This is a genomic window from Methylobacterium aquaticum (assembly GCF_016804325.1).
Classification (GTDB): Bacteria; Pseudomonadota; Alphaproteobacteria; order Rhizobiales; family Beijerinckiaceae; genus Methylobacterium; species Methylobacterium aquaticum_C.
On record NZ_CP043627.1, the window covers coordinates 2,455,167 to 2,472,910 of the forward strand.

The 17,744-nt window shown below is 70.5% G+C and carries 16 protein-coding genes and 2 pseudogenes; 8 read left to right on the top strand and 10 right to left on the bottom strand.

What is annotated here, in order from left to right; all coding sequences use genetic code 11:
* The first annotated feature begins 22 nt into the window (after nt 1–22).
* Nucleotides 23–565, top strand: coding sequence for a DUF892 family protein (locus tag F1D61_RS11045; protein ID WP_203157879.1), 543 nt, complete (start codon nt 23–25; stop codon nt 563–565).
* 45 nt (nt 566–610) lie between these two features.
* Here the strand turns inward: F1D61_RS11045 and F1D61_RS11050 are convergent, their stop codons facing one another.
* The 6 genes from F1D61_RS11050 to F1D61_RS35355 all read right to left on the bottom strand — a co-directional run bounded on the left by F1D61_RS11050 (nt 611) and on the right by F1D61_RS35355 (nt 6,378).
* Nucleotides 611–922: a helix-turn-helix domain-containing protein gene (locus F1D61_RS11050; RefSeq protein ID WP_203157880.1), complete on the bottom strand. Its 312-nt coding sequence runs from the start codon at nt 920–922 to the stop codon at nt 611–613.
* Nucleotides 919–1,158: a hypothetical protein gene (locus F1D61_RS11055; RefSeq protein WP_203157881.1), complete on the bottom strand. Its 240-nt coding sequence runs from the start codon at nt 1,156–1,158 to the stop codon at nt 919–921. Before F1D61_RS11055 ends, F1D61_RS11050 begins: the two co-directional genes overlap by 4 nt.
* 2 nt (nt 1,159–1,160) lie before the next feature.
* Entirely contained in the window at nt 1,161–1,607 is a 447-nt protein-coding gene (locus F1D61_RS11060; RefSeq protein ID WP_203157882.1) for a PIN domain-containing protein, read from the bottom strand.
* A 116-nt stretch (nt 1,608–1,723) separates the two neighbouring features.
* The gene (gene xth / locus F1D61_RS11065; RefSeq protein WP_203157883.1) at nt 1,724–2,533 is read right to left on the bottom strand and encodes an exodeoxyribonuclease III; all 810 of its coding nucleotides are present in this window, start codon (nt 2,531–2,533) and stop codon (nt 1,724–1,726) included.
* Nucleotides 2,534–2,666: 133 nt separating this feature from the next.
* A complete protein-coding gene (locus F1D61_RS11070) occupies nt 2,667–3,620 on the bottom strand; it encodes an outer-membrane lipoprotein carrier protein LolA (protein ID WP_203157884.1) in 954 nt (317 codons plus the stop codon).
* A 127-nt stretch (nt 3,621–3,747) separates the two neighbouring features.
* The gene (locus F1D61_RS35355) at nt 3,748–6,378 is read right to left on the bottom strand and encodes a DNA translocase FtsK (protein WP_432443298.1); all 2,631 of its coding nucleotides are present in this window, start codon (nt 6,376–6,378) and stop codon (nt 3,748–3,750) included.
* A 2,284-nt stretch (nt 6,379–8,662) separates the two neighbouring features.
* Between F1D61_RS35355 and F1D61_RS11080 the strand changes: the two are divergent.
* The 5 genes and pseudogenes from F1D61_RS11080 to F1D61_RS11100 all read left to right on the top strand — a co-directional run bounded on the left by F1D61_RS11080 (nt 8,663) and on the right by F1D61_RS11100 (nt 13,833).
* Nucleotides 8,663–10,704, top strand: a pseudogene (locus F1D61_RS11080) (NAD(+) synthase).
* 80 nt (nt 10,705–10,784) lie between these two features.
* Complete coding sequence (locus tag F1D61_RS11085) at nt 10,785–11,426, top strand: cysteine hydrolase family protein (protein ID WP_203157885.1); 642 nt, start codon at nt 10,785–10,787, stop codon at nt 11,424–11,426.
* Between the two features lie 229 nt (nt 11,427–11,655).
* Entirely contained in the window at nt 11,656–11,883 is a 228-nt protein-coding gene (locus F1D61_RS11090; RefSeq protein WP_203157886.1) for a hypothetical protein, read from the top strand.
* 147 nt (nt 11,884–12,030) lie between these two features.
* On the top strand, nt 12,031–12,417 hold the full coding sequence (locus F1D61_RS11095; protein ID WP_203159016.1) for a PilZ domain-containing protein: 387 nt from the start codon (nt 12,031–12,033) through the stop codon (nt 12,415–12,417).
* Nucleotides 12,418–12,771: 354 nt separating this feature from the next.
* Nucleotides 12,772–13,833 carry an MBL fold metallo-hydrolase gene (locus F1D61_RS11100; protein WP_203157887.1) on the top strand — a complete coding sequence of 354 codons (1,062 nt, stop codon included), beginning with the start codon at nt 12,772–12,774 and terminating at the stop codon, nt 13,831–13,833.
* Nucleotides 13,834–13,965: 132 nt separating this feature from the next.
* Here the strand turns inward: F1D61_RS11100 and hslU are convergent, their stop codons facing one another.
* Nucleotides 13,966–15,279, bottom strand: coding sequence for an ATP-dependent protease ATPase subunit HslU (gene hslU, locus F1D61_RS11105; RefSeq protein ID WP_203157888.1), 1,314 nt, complete (start codon nt 15,277–15,279; stop codon nt 13,966–13,968).
* Nucleotides 15,280–15,342: 63 nt separating this feature from the next.
* The gene (gene hslV, locus F1D61_RS11110) at nt 15,343–15,873 is read right to left on the bottom strand and encodes an ATP-dependent protease subunit HslV (protein ID WP_203159017.1); all 531 of its coding nucleotides are present in this window, start codon (nt 15,871–15,873) and stop codon (nt 15,343–15,345) included.
* Between the two features lie 453 nt (nt 15,874–16,326).
* Between hslV and F1D61_RS11115 the strand changes: the two genes are divergently transcribed.
* Together F1D61_RS11115 and F1D61_RS11120 are read left to right on the top strand one after the other, a co-directional pair.
* Complete coding sequence (locus tag F1D61_RS11115; RefSeq protein WP_203157889.1) at nt 16,327–16,467, top strand: hypothetical protein; 141 nt, start codon at nt 16,327–16,329, stop codon at nt 16,465–16,467.
* Nucleotides 16,468–16,502: 35 nt separating this feature from the next.
* A pseudogene (locus F1D61_RS11120) lies at nt 16,503–17,015 on the top strand (AAA family ATPase).
* Nucleotides 17,016–17,075: 60 nt separating this feature from the next.
* Here the strand turns inward: F1D61_RS11120 and F1D61_RS11125 are convergent.
* Together F1D61_RS11125 and F1D61_RS11130 are read right to left on the bottom strand one after the other, a co-directional pair.
* Nucleotides 17,076–17,372: a type II toxin-antitoxin system RelE/ParE family toxin gene (locus F1D61_RS11125; protein ID WP_203157890.1), complete on the bottom strand. Its 297-nt coding sequence runs from the start codon at nt 17,370–17,372 to the stop codon at nt 17,076–17,078.
* Nucleotides 17,369–17,665 carry a ribbon-helix-helix domain-containing protein gene (locus F1D61_RS11130; protein ID WP_203157891.1) on the bottom strand — a complete coding sequence of 99 codons (297 nt, stop codon included), beginning with the start codon at nt 17,663–17,665 and terminating at the stop codon, nt 17,369–17,371. The genes F1D61_RS11125 and F1D61_RS11130 overlap by 4 nt, the downstream gene beginning before the upstream one ends.
* Nucleotides 17,666–17,744 lie beyond the last annotated feature (79 nt).

The following is a 17,744-nucleotide window of genomic DNA, read 5'->3' on the forward strand; positions in this document are numbered from 1 at the left end:
CCCACGCCACGAGAGGTTCACGATGACCACCGCGACGGCGGGCCGGACGGCGGCCACCACCGAGACCGTGCAGGCGATCTACGTCACGGCCCTGCGCAACACCCACGCCCTGGAGAAGCAGGCGGCGCAGATGATCCAGCGCCAGATCGAGCGCTACGAGAGCTATCCTGAGCTGACCCAGGCCCTGCGGCTGCACAAGAGCGAGACCGACCAGCAGGTCGCCCGCCTCGCCGATCTCCTGCACGGCCACGGCGAGGACCGTTCGCTGCTCAAGGACGTGGTGACCCAGACGGTCGGCAACGTCGCGGCGCTTGTCCACAGCGTGACCGGCGACGAGGTGTTGAAGAACCTCTACACCGACTACTCGGTCGAGACCTACGAGATCGCCGCCTATACCTCGCTGATCGCGCTGGCCGCGGAGGCCGGGCACGAGCGGGACATCGAGATTCTGCGCCTGTCGTTGAAGGAGGAGGAGCGGATGGCCGGGGCGGTGTTCGAACAGATCGTGCCGGTGACCAAGGGGTTCGTCGCCAGGGAAGTCGCGGGCGAGAAGGCGGACCGGTAGGGCGGACGGGGAGGGGTGGCGCGTGGCGCTCCGCCCCTTCACCCGTCAGTCTCGCTCGAAGGCGAACTCAATGCGGAGGCGGTCTCCCGTCGCCTCCGCGACGCGGCGCAGGGAGATTGTGGTCGGTGCGGCCTTGCCCGTCTCCCAACGCGCTACCATTGCCGGTGAGGTGCCGATGCGACGGACAAGCTCCGCCTGGGACAGCTTTGCGGCCTGCCGTGCCTCCGCCACGGCGAAGGCCAGATCCATGGCCGGCGAGACCTCCTCGTAGGCGGCTCGGTAATCAAGGTCCGCGTGCCAGCACTCACGAATGCTCTGGAAGGGGATCGGCGCCAGCGCGTCGGCGCGGAGGCTCACAGGATGTCGTCACCGGGATCGGGCCGCACGTCCGGCGCCCGATCGAGAATCGCCAGAGCGGCAGCGACATCGGCTCGCGCCGCGCGCTCGCGCATGACTCGGAACCTGCGCTGCTGATCGACGCCGTCGGTGATGAGGCCGAGGAGCATCTGATCCAGGGAAATGCCCTCTTCCGCCGCCGCATCCTGAGCCTGCTGCATGACGGTATCCGGGATCTGAAGGGCGACCGATGCCATGTTCAGTTCCTCTCCTGCTGGATCCTCAATCTCGGATTGGCCACCACGAAGGTGGCAGCACCGATCGCCGACAGTCCGAAGGCGGCCACGGCAGGATGGCCGAAATGACGGTCTTCCGTCACGATCGTGTCCGCACCGGCGGCCATCGCACAATCGATATAAAGGTCGTCCTTCGGGTCCGCCAGAAAGGGCCGGAACCGAAAGCGGGGCAGGGCGGGAATGGCTCTCGCACACAGAGCGTCGAGAATAACGTCGAGCTCTGCCGGCGTGATCCAGGGTTCGGGACCGAGCTGTCCCGGGCGTTTCAAGACGTCCTCGTACTCGAAAACGACGGCGGGCGAGGCTGCAAAGACGACCGCACCCGTGAGCATCGCCCGAACGACCAGATGGGAGGCTCCGTTGCGCGAGCGGAACCCGCGCACCAGCACGCTGGCATCCACAACGATCATGCTGCCCTCGCCCGGTGCCACAGGAATTGGCCGTCTTAGTGTCTCTCACAAAGCTCCCGATCGCCGTCGTCGCTCGCTGTGGCAGCGTCGGCGCAACGGGAGTTTTGTGAGGTGCACTAAAGCTCCAACTCCACCGTCACCGGCACGTGGTCCGACGGCTTCTCCCAGGCCCGGGTATGCCGCGCCACCGTCACCGACTTCACCGTATCGGCGAGGTCCGGCGTGACCCAGATGTGGTCGAGGCGCCGACCCTTGTCGGCGGCGGCCCAGTCGGGGGAGCGGTAGCTCCACCAGGTATAGATCTTCTCCGGCGGCGGGCGCAGGTGGCGCATCGTGTCGATCCAGCCGGCCTCGCCGCGCAAGCTCTCCAGCCGCTCGGTCTCGATCGGGGTGTGGCTGACCACATCCAGCAACTGCTTGTGCGACCAGACGTCGTGCTCGAGCGGCGCCACGTTGAGGTCGCCGACGAGGATCGCCGGGCCGGCGGGGCGCCGGCCGCCCCAGGCGCGCAGCTCGTCCAGGAAGGAGAGCTTGTGGGCGAACTTGTCGTTGAGCTTCACGTCCGGCACGTCGCCGCCGGCCGGCACGTAGAAATCATGGATCGCGATGCCGGCAGCAAGGCCCGCCTCCGGGCCGAGCACCGCCGAGATGTGGCGCGCGTCCTGGCGCTCGCAGAAGCTCATCACCTCGCGGGTAATGAGCGGCAATCGCGAGAGGATGGCGACGCCGTTATAGCCCTTCTGCCCGGCGAAGACGACGTGCGGGTAGCCGAAGCCCTGCAACTCCTTCAACGGGAAGCGGTCGTCCGGGCACTTGGTCTCCTGGAGGCAGAGCACGTCGGGCTTCGCCTCGTCGAGGAAGCGGCGCACGAGGTCGATGCGCAGGCGGACCGAGTTGATGTTCCAGGTGCTGACGGTGAGGCGCAACGGTCGGGATCTCGAAAGCAGGAGTGAAACCGCAGCGCGTTCGAACGCGCCGGCTGAGCCCGACTGGGCGTCGGCGCTCATGCGCCGGATGCTCCGCCATCGATAGGTTGATGGCGGAGCGCACTGGGATGGATCAGTTGGGGCGGGCCTGCTGCATCTTGGCCTCGAGCTCCTTGTCGACCGCCCGTCCGTAATTGATGACGAACAGCATGCCGTCGACGGCGCGGCCGCGCTGGAGGTTGGAGAGCAGCACGGTGGTCTGGTAGCCCTGCGGGTCGGTGATCCGCCACTGGCTCAAGGTCTTCATCGCGTCGTCGAAGTAGAGCGCGATGCGCGAGGTGCCACCCAGCGTCGAGCGGTCGTCCAGCACGATGCGGATGCCGCCGGGCTCGGCCGCCACGTCGGTGACGGTGAGGTCGCGGGCGAGGTCGATCTTGTCGCGCAGCAGGAATTTCAGCGGCGTCTGCGAGATGAAGTAGAGGTCCTGGGTCGCCAGCTTGCGGTCGCGCACCGCCACCGAGGTGCCGTCGGCGATCACCTCCAGCGACGAGGGCTGGTCGTAGTCGAAGCGCAGGCGGCCGGGCTTGGCGAGGGTGAGCTTGCCGCCGATCTTGCGCCCGTCGGCGCCGATCTGGACGAAGTTGCCGGTCAGCGTCGTGACGTTGTTGAAATAGGCGTTGGCACGCTCGATCACCGCGGCCGGGTTGGCGGGATCGACCGCCGCCGCGGTGGTGACCGCGGCGACCTGCTGGGCCGGGCGCCCGGCCTCGGGAGCAGCCGGGACGGCAGCGGTCTCGACCGGCTCGGGCGCGACGCCCTTCCCCCCGCCGAGGGAGGTCGGCCGGCGCGGCGGCAGGGGCGCCCGGGCGGAGGAGCCGGCCGGCGCAGTTTGGGTAGGGGCTGCCTGGCTAGGGGCGGGCGCCATGTCGGGCTGCGCCTCGGGCACGGGATCCTTGCGGCCGAACAGGCCGTCGAGGAACGACGACACCTGCGCCTGGGCAGGCACCGCGCTCACGAGGGCGGCGACCGAGAGAGCGGCGCCGAGGGACACCGCGCGGAGCGGGCCGGAGCGGGGACGGCCGGTCATCGGCAGGGTTCTCCGTGTGGGCGAAAGCGGGGCAGGCCGGCACGCCGGCCCGGAAGGCTGGCGTGCCGCAGGGGCCGGTCCGGCCATAGAGCCGCCCCCTGTGGCGAATATGCGACGGCGACGCGGATCACGCCTCGTCGGCCCCGGGCTGGGACCCCGGCTGCGGCGCGGGCTCGATCAGGATCTCGCGCTTGCCGGCATGGTTGGCGGGGCCGACGATGCCCTCGCGCTCCATCCGCTCCATCAGCGAGGCGGCCCGGTTGTAGCCGATCTGCAGCCGACGCTGGATGTAGCTGGTCGAGGCCTTCTTGTCGCGCAGGACCACCGCCACCGCCTGGTCGTAGAGGTCGGCGGTCGGGTCGCCGAAGCTGCCCTGGTCCATGACCGGGGCGTCCTGCGCGGCGGCCGCCGCCTCCTCGGCCTCCTCGTCCGCCGTGACGGCGTCGAGGTAGGACGGACGGCCCTGGCGCTTGAGGTGGGCCACCACCTGCTCGACCTCGTCGTCCGAGCAGAACGGGCCGTGCACCCGGGTCGTCCGGCCGCCGCCGGCCATGAACAGCATGTCGCCCTGGCCCAAGAGCTGCTCGGCGCCCATCTCGCCGAGGATCGTCCGCGAATCGATCTTCGAGGTCACCTGGAACGAGATCCGGGTCGGGAAATTCGCCTTGATCGTACCGGTGATCACGTCCACCGACGGGCGCTGCGTCGCCATGATGAGGTGCAGGCCGGCGGCCCGCGCCATCTGGGCCAGGCGCTGGATCGCGCCTTCGATGTCCTTGCCCGCCACCATCATCAGGTCGGCCATCTCGTCGACCACGATCACGATGTAGGGCAGGGCGGAGAGGTCCATCACCTCGTCCTCGTAGACGGCCTCGCCGGTCTCGCGGTCGAACCCGGTCTGGACCGTGCGGGTGATCACCTCGCCGCGGGCACGCGCCTCCGCCACCCGGGCGTTGAAGCCGTCGATGTTGCGGACACCGAGGCGCGCCATCTTCTTGTAGCGCTCCTCCATCTCGCGCACCGCCCATTTGAGGGCGACGACCGCCTTCTTCGGGTCGGTGACGACGGGGGAGAGCAGGTGCGGGATGCCGTCGTAGACGGAGAGTTCCAGCATCTTGGGATCGACCATGATCAGGCGGCACTCCTCCGGCTTCAGCCGGTAGAGCAGCGACAGGATCATGGTGTTGATGGCAACCGACTTGCCCGAGCCGGTGGTGCCGGCGACCAGCAGGTGCGGCATGCGGGCGAGATCGGCGATGATCGCCTCGCCGCCGATGTTCTTGCCGAGGCACAGCGCGAGCTTCTGCTTGGTCTCGACGAAGGCCGGCGAGGTCAGGAGTTCGCGAAGATACACCGTCTCGCGCTTGAGGTTCGGCAGTTCGATGCCGATGGCGTTGCGGCCCTGCACCACGGCGACGCGGGCGGAGATGGCCGACATCGAGCGGGCGATGTCGTCGGCGAGCGAGATGACGCGGCTCGACTTGGTGCCGGGTGCCGGCTCCATCTCGTAGAGCGTCACCACCGGGCCCGGGCGCACGGCCAGGATCTCGCCGCGCACGCCGAAATCCTGGATCACCTGCTGCAGCTGGATGGCGTTGTCCTCCAGCATCTCGGGATCGAGGTTGCTGCCGTCCGATTCCCGCGGCTCGGCCAGGAGGTCGACCGAGGGCAGCTCGTAGGGCGCCTCGACCAACCGCGAGACCTGGCGCAGCGGGATGGTGGCGACCGGCGCCAGGATGTCGTCCTCGTCGTCGCCGTCATCGTCGCCATCGAGGCCGAGGTCGCAATCGAGCCCGGCCGTGCCGATGACGAGCCCGTGCGGCTCCGCCGGCGGCATCTCCGATAGGGCAGGCGCCCAGGATGACGCGACCGGCTCCGGCCCGGGGACCGGGATGGAGGTCTCCTCGGAGGACGGCACCGGCTGCGCGGCGACCGGCACCGGTTGCGCGGCGATCGGCACCGATTGCGAGGCAATCGGCAGGATGATGCGCGGCGGGCGCGGCGGGGAGGGCAGGGTCGGGGCGGGCGGCAGCGCGTTGAGACGGCCGGTCGGCACGTAGACGAAGGGCTGCGCCCCCCGCGGCGCGGCGGAGGAGGCGGGCTCAGCGGCCGGCTCCATTGCCGGTCGATCCCCGGTGGGCCGATCTTGGGCAGATGCCTGGACAGGCGCGGGCTGCGCGACGGGCTGCGCGTCCGCGGCGATGAACGACCACGGCACCGGCGTGAAAGCCAGGGGCACGGTGGGAGCCGGCGCGGTGGGAGCAGGCGCGGCGGCAATGGGTTCGGGGGGGAGGGGCACGGCCGGAAGAGCAGGCTCCGGCGTCACGGCCGGCGCCACCTCCATCGCGGCCTCGACCTCCGCCTCGACCTCGACGGTGACGGAGGGCGGCGTCGGCACAGCCTGAGGCTCGGGGGCCACCGGCACCGGCAGGAACGCCGTCTCCGTGAAGGGCGCGTAGGTGAGCGCCAGCATCGGGGCCGGCGCCGGCAGCAGGATCGTGGCGGGCGGCAGGGCGCGGGCGTCGTCCCGCTCCCCGGCGACGCCGGCCTCGGTCCCCTCGTCCGTCGTCGCCGGGACGACCTCCATCGCCGGCTCGACGGCCGTCGCGTCGCCGGGCGCGGGGGAGAGGTCCACGGTCGACACGTCCGCAGGGGCCTGGCCCAGGGACTGGAAGTCCAGCGAGAAATGGAAGTCGAGGGAATAGAAGTCCGCCGGGAGCACGCCGAAGTGAGGCATGTCCGACAGAGGCATGTCCATGAGGGTCAGGCCCACCGGCGGCACGTCCTGCGTCAGCTCGATCGCCGACGGATCGGCGGAGGGCCGGTCCGCCGCGGGTGCCCCGGCCAGCAGCGACGGCGCGGCGGCCGATTCGCGGATGCCGGGTGCGTCCGGCGAGGCGATCTCCTCGGCGGATAGGATTCCGGCGGTCGGTTCCTCCGCGATCGCCTCTTCCGTGATCACCTCCAGGACCGGCCGGTTGTCCTGCTCGGCGACGGTCGAGAGCGGGTGCGTCCAGTCGTGCTGGAGCAGCCGGTCGAGGGTGTAGACCGGGCGTGGCGGCAGGGAGCGCAGGTGCGAGACGTCGACCGGCACCAGGATCGCGCTGTTCGGCACGTCGAACACCTGTGGCACGTCGAAGACTTGCTGCACGTCGAGGATCTGGGCCGGCGGGACCGGCCCCGCGGCGACGGCGACCGCCTCGGGAGCCGTCACGTCCGGCGTGGGCGGCACCGGCGCGGCCGATGCGATCTCGGCGACGGCCTCGGGCGCGGCAGCGTCCGGGGCGACGATCCCGGACCCGACGACCGATTCCGTCGAGCGGGCGAGCGCGACCGGAGCGTCGTCGGCCGAGAGACCGGCAGGCTCGGCGACGTCCGGGACGATCTCTTGAACGACCTCCTGGATGTTCCCTTCGCTGTTCCCCTCGCTGTTCCCTTGGACGTCCGCCGGAACGGTCTCCTGAGCGATGTCCGAAACGACGGCCTCCGCCGTCATGGCGGCCGTCGGGGCCGGCTCCGCGATCGCAACCGGCTCGGCCGAGGACGCCGCCGGCTCGACGGACGAATCAGATTCGAGCGCAGCATCGCCGGCCACGGCCTCCGCGGCCCCAGCCTCGACCGGGTCCGGCACGACCTCGGACCGGGCGATCTCCTCCTGCGAATGGCGCAGCAGATGGTCCGGCGTGCGGGTGAAACGCACGCCCGGCGGCAGCACGTAGGGCTGGCGCCACAGGGGGACGGCCGCGGCCGCCGCGGCGGCCTCGGCTTCGGCGCGGGCCGCCTCGGCCTCCGCCCGGGCCGCCTCGGCGGCGACGCGCTCGGCTTCGGCGCGGGCAATGGCCTCGGCCTCGGCGGCGCGCAGGGCCTCCTCCTTCTCCCGCAGGGCCTGCTCGCGCCGGCGATGGCGCGCCTGCAGCACGTGGTCGGGCGTGCGGGTGAAGCGCACGCCGGTCTCGGCGGGACGCGGGGGCGACGAATCCGGCGAACGCTCCGGCAGTGCCGGGCGGGACCGCATCTCCGGGACCGCGGCGGACGGCTCCCCATCCCGGCGGCGGGCACGGGTCAGCACCGCCCGGGCCGGGCCGGCCGCGGGAATCGGCATGGTCCAGCCGCCTTCGGGGGTGAGGGCCGGGTCCGGCGCCCAGGTCGAGGCGCGCCGCGGCGCCGCGGCCTCCGGGGCGACCACGAAGGCGGGGGACGCGTAAGGATCGGGCTCGGCCGGCAGGAGGGGCTCGGCCGCGACCGGCTCGGCGAAGACGGGCTCGGACACCCGCGCCCGGGCCGGCTCGACCGGGACCGCGACGGCCTCGGGCCGGAGGGACGCGAAGTCCTGCGGCGGAGGAACGTGCCGCTGGGGATCCTGGAGCCTGGAATCTTGCAGCCAAGCCTCCTGGTGCCGCACCTCAGCCGCACCGGCGAAGTCTCCCGCTTGGCGGGCCTGCGCAGCGGCATGGGCCGGCGACGCTGCCGGTGCGGCGGGCACTTGCCAGGATTGCGGGGCCGCATCCGGCATCGAGGCCGGATCGGGCGGCCAGCTCTCCGCCGGAGCCGCCATCCGCGCCGGACGCGGGGCGGGAGGCGCCGCGAACGGGCTCTGGTTCCACGGCTCGGGAGGCATGGCGGCGGGCTCCGGCGCGTCGGGGCGCACCAGGGCATCGGCCATCCAGCTCGGCGTGGCGCGCCGGCTCAGGGTGTAGTCCCGCTGCGAGGGCGGGGGGCGGGAGGGGCGAACCGGCGGGCCAGGAGGGCCCGCAGGCTCATCACCGTCTGGGCGAGGACGCCGAGGGGGCGCTCACGGCGCTCCGGCGTGCGGAGATGGTCGCGCACCCGCTGGGGCGCACGCGGCGAGGAGTCGGAGAAGGGTGGCCGTCCCGATTGTCTCATGATGCCGAATGACTGTGTGGGCGGCCCGCGGCCGCGTACGTCGCACCAGTTAGGCATGTCATCGTTAACGCCCGATTAGGCACGGGCACCGGTACCGGGCGGCGCGCGGGCGCGTTAAGGAGCAGAGGCAATTCCGGCGAGAAGGGGCTGCCCGCGCGATGTTTCGATCCCTCTACCGGCACGGTTTCGCCCGGGTCGCGGCCTGCGTCGGCCGCAGCCACATCGCCGATCCGGACGCCAACGCCGCCGAGATCCGGCGCCTGGCCGAGCGGTGCGACGCGGACGGCGTCGCGGTGGCGGTGTTCCCGGAACTCTGCCTGTCGGCCTACGCCCTCGAGGACCTGCTGCTGCAGGAGACGCTGCTGGAGCGGGTCGAGGCGGCGCTCCTCGCCCTCGTCGAGGCCAGCCGCGGGCTGATGCCGGTCCTGGTGATCGGCGCGCCGTTGCGCCACCGCAACCGGATCTACAACACCGCCGCCGTCATCCATCGCGGAAGGCTGCTCGGGGTGGTGCCGAAGAGCTACCTGCCGAACTACCGCGAGTTCTACGAGAAGCGCCACTTCGCCTCCGGCGCCGGCGTCACCGGCGAGACGATCCGCCTCGGCGGGACGGACACGCCCTTCGGCACCGACCTCTTGTTCCCGGCCGAGGACCTGCCGGGTCTCGTCCTCGGGGTCGAGATCTGCGAGGACATGTGGATCCCGGTCCCGCCCTCTTCGCTCGCCGCGCTCGCCGGCGCGACCGTGCTCGCCAACCTCTCGGGCAGCCCGATCACCATCGGGCGGGCCGAGAGCCGCACGCTCCTGTGCCGGTCGGCCTCCGCGCGCTGCCTTGCGGCCTACATCTACGCCGCGGCGGGCCCGGGCGAATCGACCACCGATCTGTCCTGGGACGGCCAGACCGCGATCTACGAGGATGGCGAGGTGCTGGCCGAGGGCGCGCGCTTCCCCGCCGAGCCGCAGGTGACGCTCGCCGACATCGACCTCGACCGCCTGCGCCAGGAGCGGGCCCAGATGGGCAGCTTCGAGGACAATGCCAGGGAGGCCCTGACGCATGTCCCGGCCTATCGCCGGGTGCCGTTCCGGGTGGCGCCGCCCGACGCGGATCTGGGCTTCCACCGGATCGTCGAGCGCTTCCCCTTCGTGCCGGCCGATCCCGCCCGCCTCGCGCAGGATTGCTACGAGGGCTACAACATCCAGGTCGCCGGCCTCGCGCAGCGCCTGCAGGCGATCGGCACGAAGCGCGTGGTGATCGGCATCTCGGGGGGCTCGATTCGACCCATGCGCTGATCGTGGCGGCCCGCGCCTTCGACCAGCTCGGCCTGCCCCGCTCGGACATCCTCACCTACACGATGCCGGGCTTCGCCACCTCGGACGAGACCAAGACCAACGCCCACCGGCTGATGGCCTCGCTCGGCACCCGGGCCGCCGAGCTCGACATCCGGCCCGCCGCCCGGCAGATGCTCGCCGACATGGGCCACCCGTTCGGACGCGGCGAGGAGGTCTACGACGTCACCTTCGAGAACGTGCAGGCGGGCCTGCGCACCGATTACCTGTTCCGGCTGGCCAACCAGCACGACGCGATCGTGATCGGCACCGGCGACCTGTCGGAGCTGGCGCTCGGCTGGTGCACCTACGGCGTCGGGGACCAGATGTCCCACTACGCCGTCAATGCCGGGGTGCCCAAGACCCTGATCCAGCACCTGATCCGCTGGGTGATCGCCTCGGATCAGTTCTCCGCGGAGGTCGGCCGCACCCTGGCGGCGATCCTGGAGACGGAAATCTCGCCCGAACTGGTGCCGGCGCGGGAGGGGGAGACGATCCAGAGCACCGAATCGAAGATCGGCCCCTACGCGCTCCAGGACTTCACCCTGTTCTACACGTTGCGCTACGGCTACCGGCCTTCGAAGATCGCCTTCCTATCGCTGATGGCCTGGGAGGACGCCGCCCGCGGGCCGTGGCCGCCCGGCTTCCCGGAGGCGAAGCGGGGGAGTTACGCCCTGCCGGAGATCCGGGCCTGGCTCGCGGTGTTCCTGCGCCGGTTCTTCGGCTTCAGCCAGTTCAAGCGCTCGGCCCTGCCGAACGGCCCGAAGGTGGCGGCGGGCGGCGCCCTCTCGCCGCGCGGCGACTGGCGTGCGCCCTCCGACGGCAATGCCCGGATCTGGCTCGACGAACTGGAGCGCAACGTCCCGAAGGGATGAGGCCAGAAACCCCATAGGGGTATGAGCGTTGGTCGGGCCCGGGGCCGCGAAGAGCCCCCTGACCGGGAGCCCGACCCTTCATGGCCGCCACGCCCTCCGACACCGACGCCCTGCCGAACGGCCCGCTCGACGGCCGCGCGGTGCATGTCTGCGTCGACATGCAGAACCTCTTTGCCCGGGAGACCGCCTGGCACACGCCGTGGATGGGCCGGGTGCTGCCGCGGGTGCTGCAGCTTGCCAGCGCCGTGCCGGAGCACACGTTGTTCACCCGCTTCGTCCCGGCCCGCCATCCGGGCGAGGGGCGGGGCTGCTGGAAGCGCTACTGGGAGCGCTGGGCCGAGATGACGGTGGACCGCCTCGGCGCGGAGATGGTCGAACTGGTGCCGGAACTCGCGGCCCTGACGCCGCCGGCCGAGACGGTCGACAAGACCGTCTACTCGCCCTGGATGGAGCCCGACCTGGAGCGCGCGCTCCAGGCGCGCCGGGCCGAGACCCTCGTGATCACCGGCGGAGAGACCGATGTCTGCGTGCTCGCCACGGTGCTCGGCGCGGTCGATCGCGGCTATCGCATCGTGCTTGCCCTTGATGCGGTCTGCTCCTCGTCGGACGAGACCCACGACGCGATGATGACGCTCTACCGGCAACGCTTCGGCCAGCAACTCGAAGTGGCGACGATCGATCAGATCCTGCACAACTGGAACCGTTCGCAGTTGCCGGCATGACGATGCAGCGCGGCCTCCGGGTGTCCCGGGTGTGTCGGCATTCATTCGCATGTCTTTCCGCGGTTCCCTGCGCGCACGATCTCGTGATGGAGAGCGTTTCCGACGATCGGGACCTAACGTCATGGCCGAGATTGCGGTGGCGCGCCGCGCCGGGGGCTGACATAGTCTCGACCCAATCAGCCGTTAGCGAATGGACGCCATGGCAGCACCTGCGGGCGGAGGCGATCCGATGCGAAGCTACAACCTGTTCTGCCTGAAGGGCCTCGACGGCCTGGTCTGCGCGGTGCCGGAGGATTACGCCGTGCCGGCCTTCGTCACCGAGGCGCGCTGGGCCTTCGGCGGCAAGCTCGACGGCAGCGTGCCCGAGCCCACCGGCTTCGACGGCGCGGCCGCCGCGACCGCGGTGCGCTTCAACGGCTTCTACCTCTTCCAGAGCATGTCCCCGGCCCAGGGCTGACGCGAGAGGGCTCTGCGAAAGCCGGCCTGCGCCGGGGAGACCCGCACGGGTCCGCGATCGTGGCGAGCATTCCTTAAACGTCCCTGGGGCACTCTTGCGGGCATCCGAAACCCGCGAGGCCGAACGGGGCTTGCCGCCATGTCCGACATGTCCGAGCTGCGCAGGGAAACCCGCCTGCGGACGTTCCTGAAGGGACGCATCATCTTCAACAACGGCAATTCGAGCATGGATTGCCTGGTCCGGGACCTCTCCGCCTCGGGCGCGCGGCTGATGCTGAGCCAGACCGCGACGCTGCCGGCCGGCTTCGATCTCGTCATCCCGGCCAAGGACCGCACCCACAAGGCGACTTTGCGCTGGCGCAAGGACGACAGCATCGGCGTGACCTTTGCGGAGGAAGGAGCCCGCCCGGCCCCGAGCATGGCCGATGCCACCCCGGCGGCCCTGCTCGCCCGCATCCAGGAACTGGAGGCCGAGAACGCCACCCTGCGCCGCCTGCTGAAGGAGGCGGAGGTGATGGCACTGGAGCGCAATTGACGCCCCAGCGTCATACCGGAACGGACGCTTATTCCGTAACGGACGAAGGGCCGCCCCGTCGCCAGGGCAGCCCTTCCATTGCCGAACCGCGGTCCGACTGATCGATCTGCCAGGATCTCACCGATCCTGGACTGGTCGTCGTACGCTCAGGCCGTGAAGCCGGAGGCGACGATCCAGGTCCGGCTCGCAGACGACCGCGGCTGATGACAATGAGACACTGGATCACCTCCTTCCTGTTGTTTCCGATGAACCGAACATAACCATCCCCGCGGATTGTGCAATGCGTTCGGGGCGCGGCGAAGGGTCCGCACCTCCCCACCTTGACCTCGGCCTTCGCTCGCTCATCTCCCCGGTATGAAGAATCGTGGCTTCCTCAAGCTCGCCAGCGCCATGACCGTGATGACGCTCGGCGGCGTCGGCTACGCGGCGCACAAGCGCAGCCGCAATCCGTATTACCGGGGCCCGGTCAGCGACCATTTCGACGGCGTGCGGTTCTTCTCGCCGGGGCAGCCGCAGGACAAGGGTCTCGGCGAGGTCGCGCGCTGGCAGCTCGGCGGCGGTCGCGAGGCCTGGCCGGCGAGCGTGCCGAGCCCGTTCCCGCAGGACACGCCGCCTGAGCGGGTCGAGGGCCTGCGGGTCGTCCATATCGGGCATGCCAGCCTGCTGATCCAGGTCGCGGGCCGCAACATCCTGATCGATCCGGTCTATGCCAAGCGCGCGAGCCCGGTCGGCTTCACCGGGCCGAAGCGGGTCAACCCGCCGGGCGTCGCGTTCGGGGCGTTGCCCCCGATCGATGCGGTGCTGATCACCCACAACCACTACGACCATCTCGACGGGCCGATCCTCGCCCGGCTCTGGGCCGAGCACGCGCCGACCTTCGTGGCGCCCCTCGGCAACGACGCGATCCTGCGCACCTACGACGCCACCCTCCCGGTCGAGACCCGGGACTGGGGCGGCTCGGTCGATCTCGGCGGGGGGATCACCGTGCATCTGGTGCCGGCGATGCACTGGTCGGCCCGGGGCGTGAACGACCGGCGCATGGCGCTCTGGTGCGCCTTCGTGCTCACCACGCCGCAGGGGGTGCTCTACCATGTCGGCGATACCGGCTACGGCGACGGGGCGATCTTCCGGGACGTGCGCGCGCGCTTCGGCGCGCCGCGGCTGGCCACCCTGCCGATCGGCGCCTACGAGCCGCGCTGGTTCATGCAGCCGCAGCACATGAACCCCGAGGAGGCGGTGCGGGTGTTCCGCGATGTCGGGGCCGAGCAGGCGCTCGGCCACCACTGGGGCACGTTCCGGCTCACCAACGAGGGGCCGGGCGAGCCGGCGGAGGCTTTGGGGCGGGCGCTGGCCGCGGCCGAGGTGCCGGCGGAGCGGTTCCTGGCGCTCAGGCCGGGGCAGGTGTGGGGCGGGTGAGACAGCCTTCTTCTGTTGGGGTGTCCCAGGCGGACCTGACACCCTCCTCGTCATCCCGGGTTCTCGGCTTCGCCGAGCCCCGGGATGACCCTGTGCGTTGGAGGTGTCGTGTGCACTCTCCCGGGCCGACGATTACAGGATGAACCGGCTCAGATCCGCGTTCTGCGCCAGGCTCTCGACCCGGTCGCGGACGTAACCCGCATCGATCGTCACCGTCTCGCCGGAGCGGTCGGGGGCGGTGAACGACACGTCGTCGAGGACCCGCTCCAGCACCGTCTGGAGCCGGCGCGCGCCGATATTCTCGACCGAGGAATTCACGTCGACGGCGACCTTGGCGAGCGCATCGATGGCGTCGTCGGTGAAGTCGATCGTCACCCCTTCCGTCGCCATCAGCGCCACCGCCTGCTTGGTCAGGCTCGCCTCGGTTTCGGTGAGGATGCGGCGGAAGTCGTCGACGGAGAGCGGGCTCAGCTCGACGCGGATCGGCAGGCGCCCCTGCAATTCCGGCAGGAGGTCGGAAGGCTTCGAGACGTGGAAGGCGCCGCTGGCGATGAACAGGATGTGGTCGGTCTTCACCGGCCCGTGCTTGGTCGCCACCGTGGTGCCCTCGATGAGCGGCAGCAGGTCGCGCTGCACGCCCTCGCGCGACACGTCGGCGCCGGAGCGGCCTTCGCGGGCGCAGATCTTGTCGATCTCGTCGAGGAAGACGATGCCGTTGTCCTGCACGTCGCGAAGCGCCTCCTGCACGACGCTGTCCTGGTCGAGGAGCTTGTCGGATTCCTCGCTGATCAGCGGCGCGTAGGCGTCGCGCACGGTCATCCGCCGCGGCTTGCCCTTCTGGTTGCCGAGCGCCTTGCCGAGCATGTCGCCGAGGTTGATCGCCCCCATCGCCGCACCCGGCATGCCCGGGATCTCGAACATCGGCATGCCCTGCGGCGCACCGGCCGCCAGTTCCAGCTCGACCTCCTTGTCGTCGAGCTCGCCGGCGCGCAGGCGCTTGCGGAAGGCGTCGCGGGTCGCCTGGCTGGCGGTCGGGCCGACCAACGCGTCGAGCACCCGGTTCTCGGCCGCGGCCTCCGCCTTGGCCTGGACGCCGCGGCGCTTCTCGTCGCGCTTCAGGCCGATGCCGATCTCGACGAGGTCGCGCACGATCTGCTCGACGTCGCGGCCGACATAGCCGACTTCCGTGAACTTCGTCGCCTCGACCTTCAGGAACGGCGCCCCGGCGAGCCGCGCCAGGCGGCGCGAGATCTCGGTCTTGCCGCAGCCGGTCGGGCCGATCATCAGGATGTTCTTGGGCGCCACCTCCTCGCGGAGCGGGCCCTGGAGCTGCTGGCGCCGCCAGCGGTTGCGCAGCGCGATCGCGACCGCGCGCTTCGCATCGCCCTGGCCGACGATGTAGCGGTCGAGCTCGGAGACGATTTCGCGGGGGGAGAAGGTGGTCATGGGGTACTTCGCGGGGTTCTTCGCGGGGGCTCGCAGCCGGGTGAGAGACGAGGCGGGCCGCGCTCAGGCGGCGTCCAGGCTCTCGATCACCAGGCTGCCGTTGGTGTAGACGCAGATCTCGGCGGCGATCCGCATGGCGCGGCGCACGATCGCCTCGGCGTCGAGGTCCTGCTCCTCCAGCGCCCGGGCGGCGGCGAGCGCGTAGTTGCCGCCCGAGCCGATCGCCATCACGCCGCCCTCGGGCTCCAGCACGTCGCCGGCGCCCGACAGGAGCAGGCTCACGTCCTTGTCGGCGACCAGCATCATCGCCTCGAGGCGGCGCAGGTAGCGGTCGGTGCGCCAGTCCTTGGTGAGTTCCACGCAGGCCCGGGTGAGCTGGCCCGGATACTGTTCGAGCTTGGCTTCCAGCCGCTCGAACAGCGTGAAGGCGTCGGCGGTGGCGCCGGCGAAGCCCCCGATCACCGTGCCCTTGGCGAGGCGGCGCACCTTGCGGGCATTGCCCTTGACGATGGTCTGGCCGAGGCTGACCTGCCCGTCGCCCCCGATCACCACCCGGCCGCCCTTGCGCACCATCAGGATCGTCGTCGCATGCATGCGGGGGGCGCCCCCCGCGTCGTCGTTGGCCAAGGATGTCTCTCCGGGGCAGGCTGTCTTCGTCGTGCTGCGGCGTAGGTGGGGGCTCGCGGGGCGTTCGTCCAGCGGGGGTAGGGAGCGGAGCGGAGATCCCGGTATCGGGCGCCTGCCTGACGCGAGGTGATGTGTTACGATGGCACGAAACGACACTCGATCGCTCCCGCCGGACATCCGGTGCCTCACGGCGACCCGAAGCACCGCGCGAAACGTTTGAACGAGGGAGCCAGGCTGCTCGCTTCCCTGTTCAACTCGCTAGCCGTCGCCGTCTTCGGCGCGACCGTCGTGATTCCGATCGCGCAGGGCCGATACGATGTCTTCGCCCATGGCGGAGGACTTCTCCCAGTCGCGGGCGTATGCTTCCACCTCGCCGGTCAGGCTGCGCGTCGATTTCTCAGGGCAGAGGACTGACAAACGATGACCACCCCTTACGCATCGCAGATCCTCGGCGTGAGCGCCGCGCTGATCGCCGGCGGTCTGCTCGCTCTCAAGGTCGCGTCGGATCGCGACGACCGCAAGACGCGGGAGATCGAGCAGCGGCAGGCCGCCGGCGAATAAGGTCGGCGCGAGAACCGATGTCGAGGAGCCTCGCGATGCTGATCGTGTTCGCCGGCCTGCCCGGGGCCGGGAAGACGACGATCTCCCGGGCTGTCGCGTAAGCCCTCGCGGCGCCCCATCTGCGCATCGACATCATCGAGCAGGCGATCCGGGATGCAGGCGTGCCGGCGGGCATCGTGGGCGCATCGGGCTACGCGGTGGCGCAGGCGCTCGCGGGCGCGAACCTCGGCGACGGGCGGGTCGTGGTGGCCGATTGCGTCAACCCGGTCGCCGCCAGCCGCGAGGGATGGCGCGCGGTGGCCGCCCGCGCCGGGGTACGGCTGGTCGAGGTCGAGGTCGTGTGCTCGGACGAGCGAGAGCATCGCCGCCGCGTCGAGGGTCGAGTCTCCGACATTCCCGGCCTCGTCCCGCCCTCGTGGGAAGCGATCCAGCGCCTCGACTACGAGCCGTGGGACCGGCCGCGTCTGGTCATCGACAGCGCGGCCTTGTCACCCTCACAGGCCGTCGCCGCTGTGCTGGGGATCATGGCGCAAGACGGGTTGGCATGAGACCGGACCAGCCCCCGTGGCAGATGCGTCTAAGCGCCGGGGGGGGGCGCGAGATTTCGATCATCCTTCGATCATCGACCGATCGAGTTTGCGTCGGCCGTGGAGCACACGGACGATCTCGATCGTTTCCGCCCCGACACGGTACAGGATCAGATACTGTCTAATAACGAGATGTCGGAGGTCAGGAGCGATGTCCTCGCGCGAGACACCCGAATAAGGATGCCGCGCGAGTTGCTGCCAACGGTGCTCGATCGCGTCGAGCACCCGATCCGCCGCGCTCGGATCATATTGAGCAATGGTCGACCAGATGTCGACCAAGTCCTCGGCGGCCCGGCGGGTGCGCCGGACCGTCCTCACCGATCGACCTTCGCAGCAGCCGCCTCCCAGCGCCGGCGTGCCTCGGCCTTGATCTCTGCCATGCTGTCCCACGGGCTCGGTCCGCTCTCCAGACCTTCGCGGACCAGCTCGCGCAACTCCTCGGTCGAGTAGCCGTGCGTATCATCGTCGAAGTCTCGATGCAGCTTCCACAAGCGTACCGCATCCCCGATCGCCTCGCTCGTCGAGGTGTACTCGCCCGCCTCGACGGCCTGATGCAAGGACTCGGCGATCTCGGCCGGGAGATCGACGGTGATGGTCTCGATAGCAGCCACCAGAAACCTCGCTGGGAGAGACAGCGCGTCCGCAACGGAACCCGCACGATACGTCACATCACGATTATTATAAGCACCG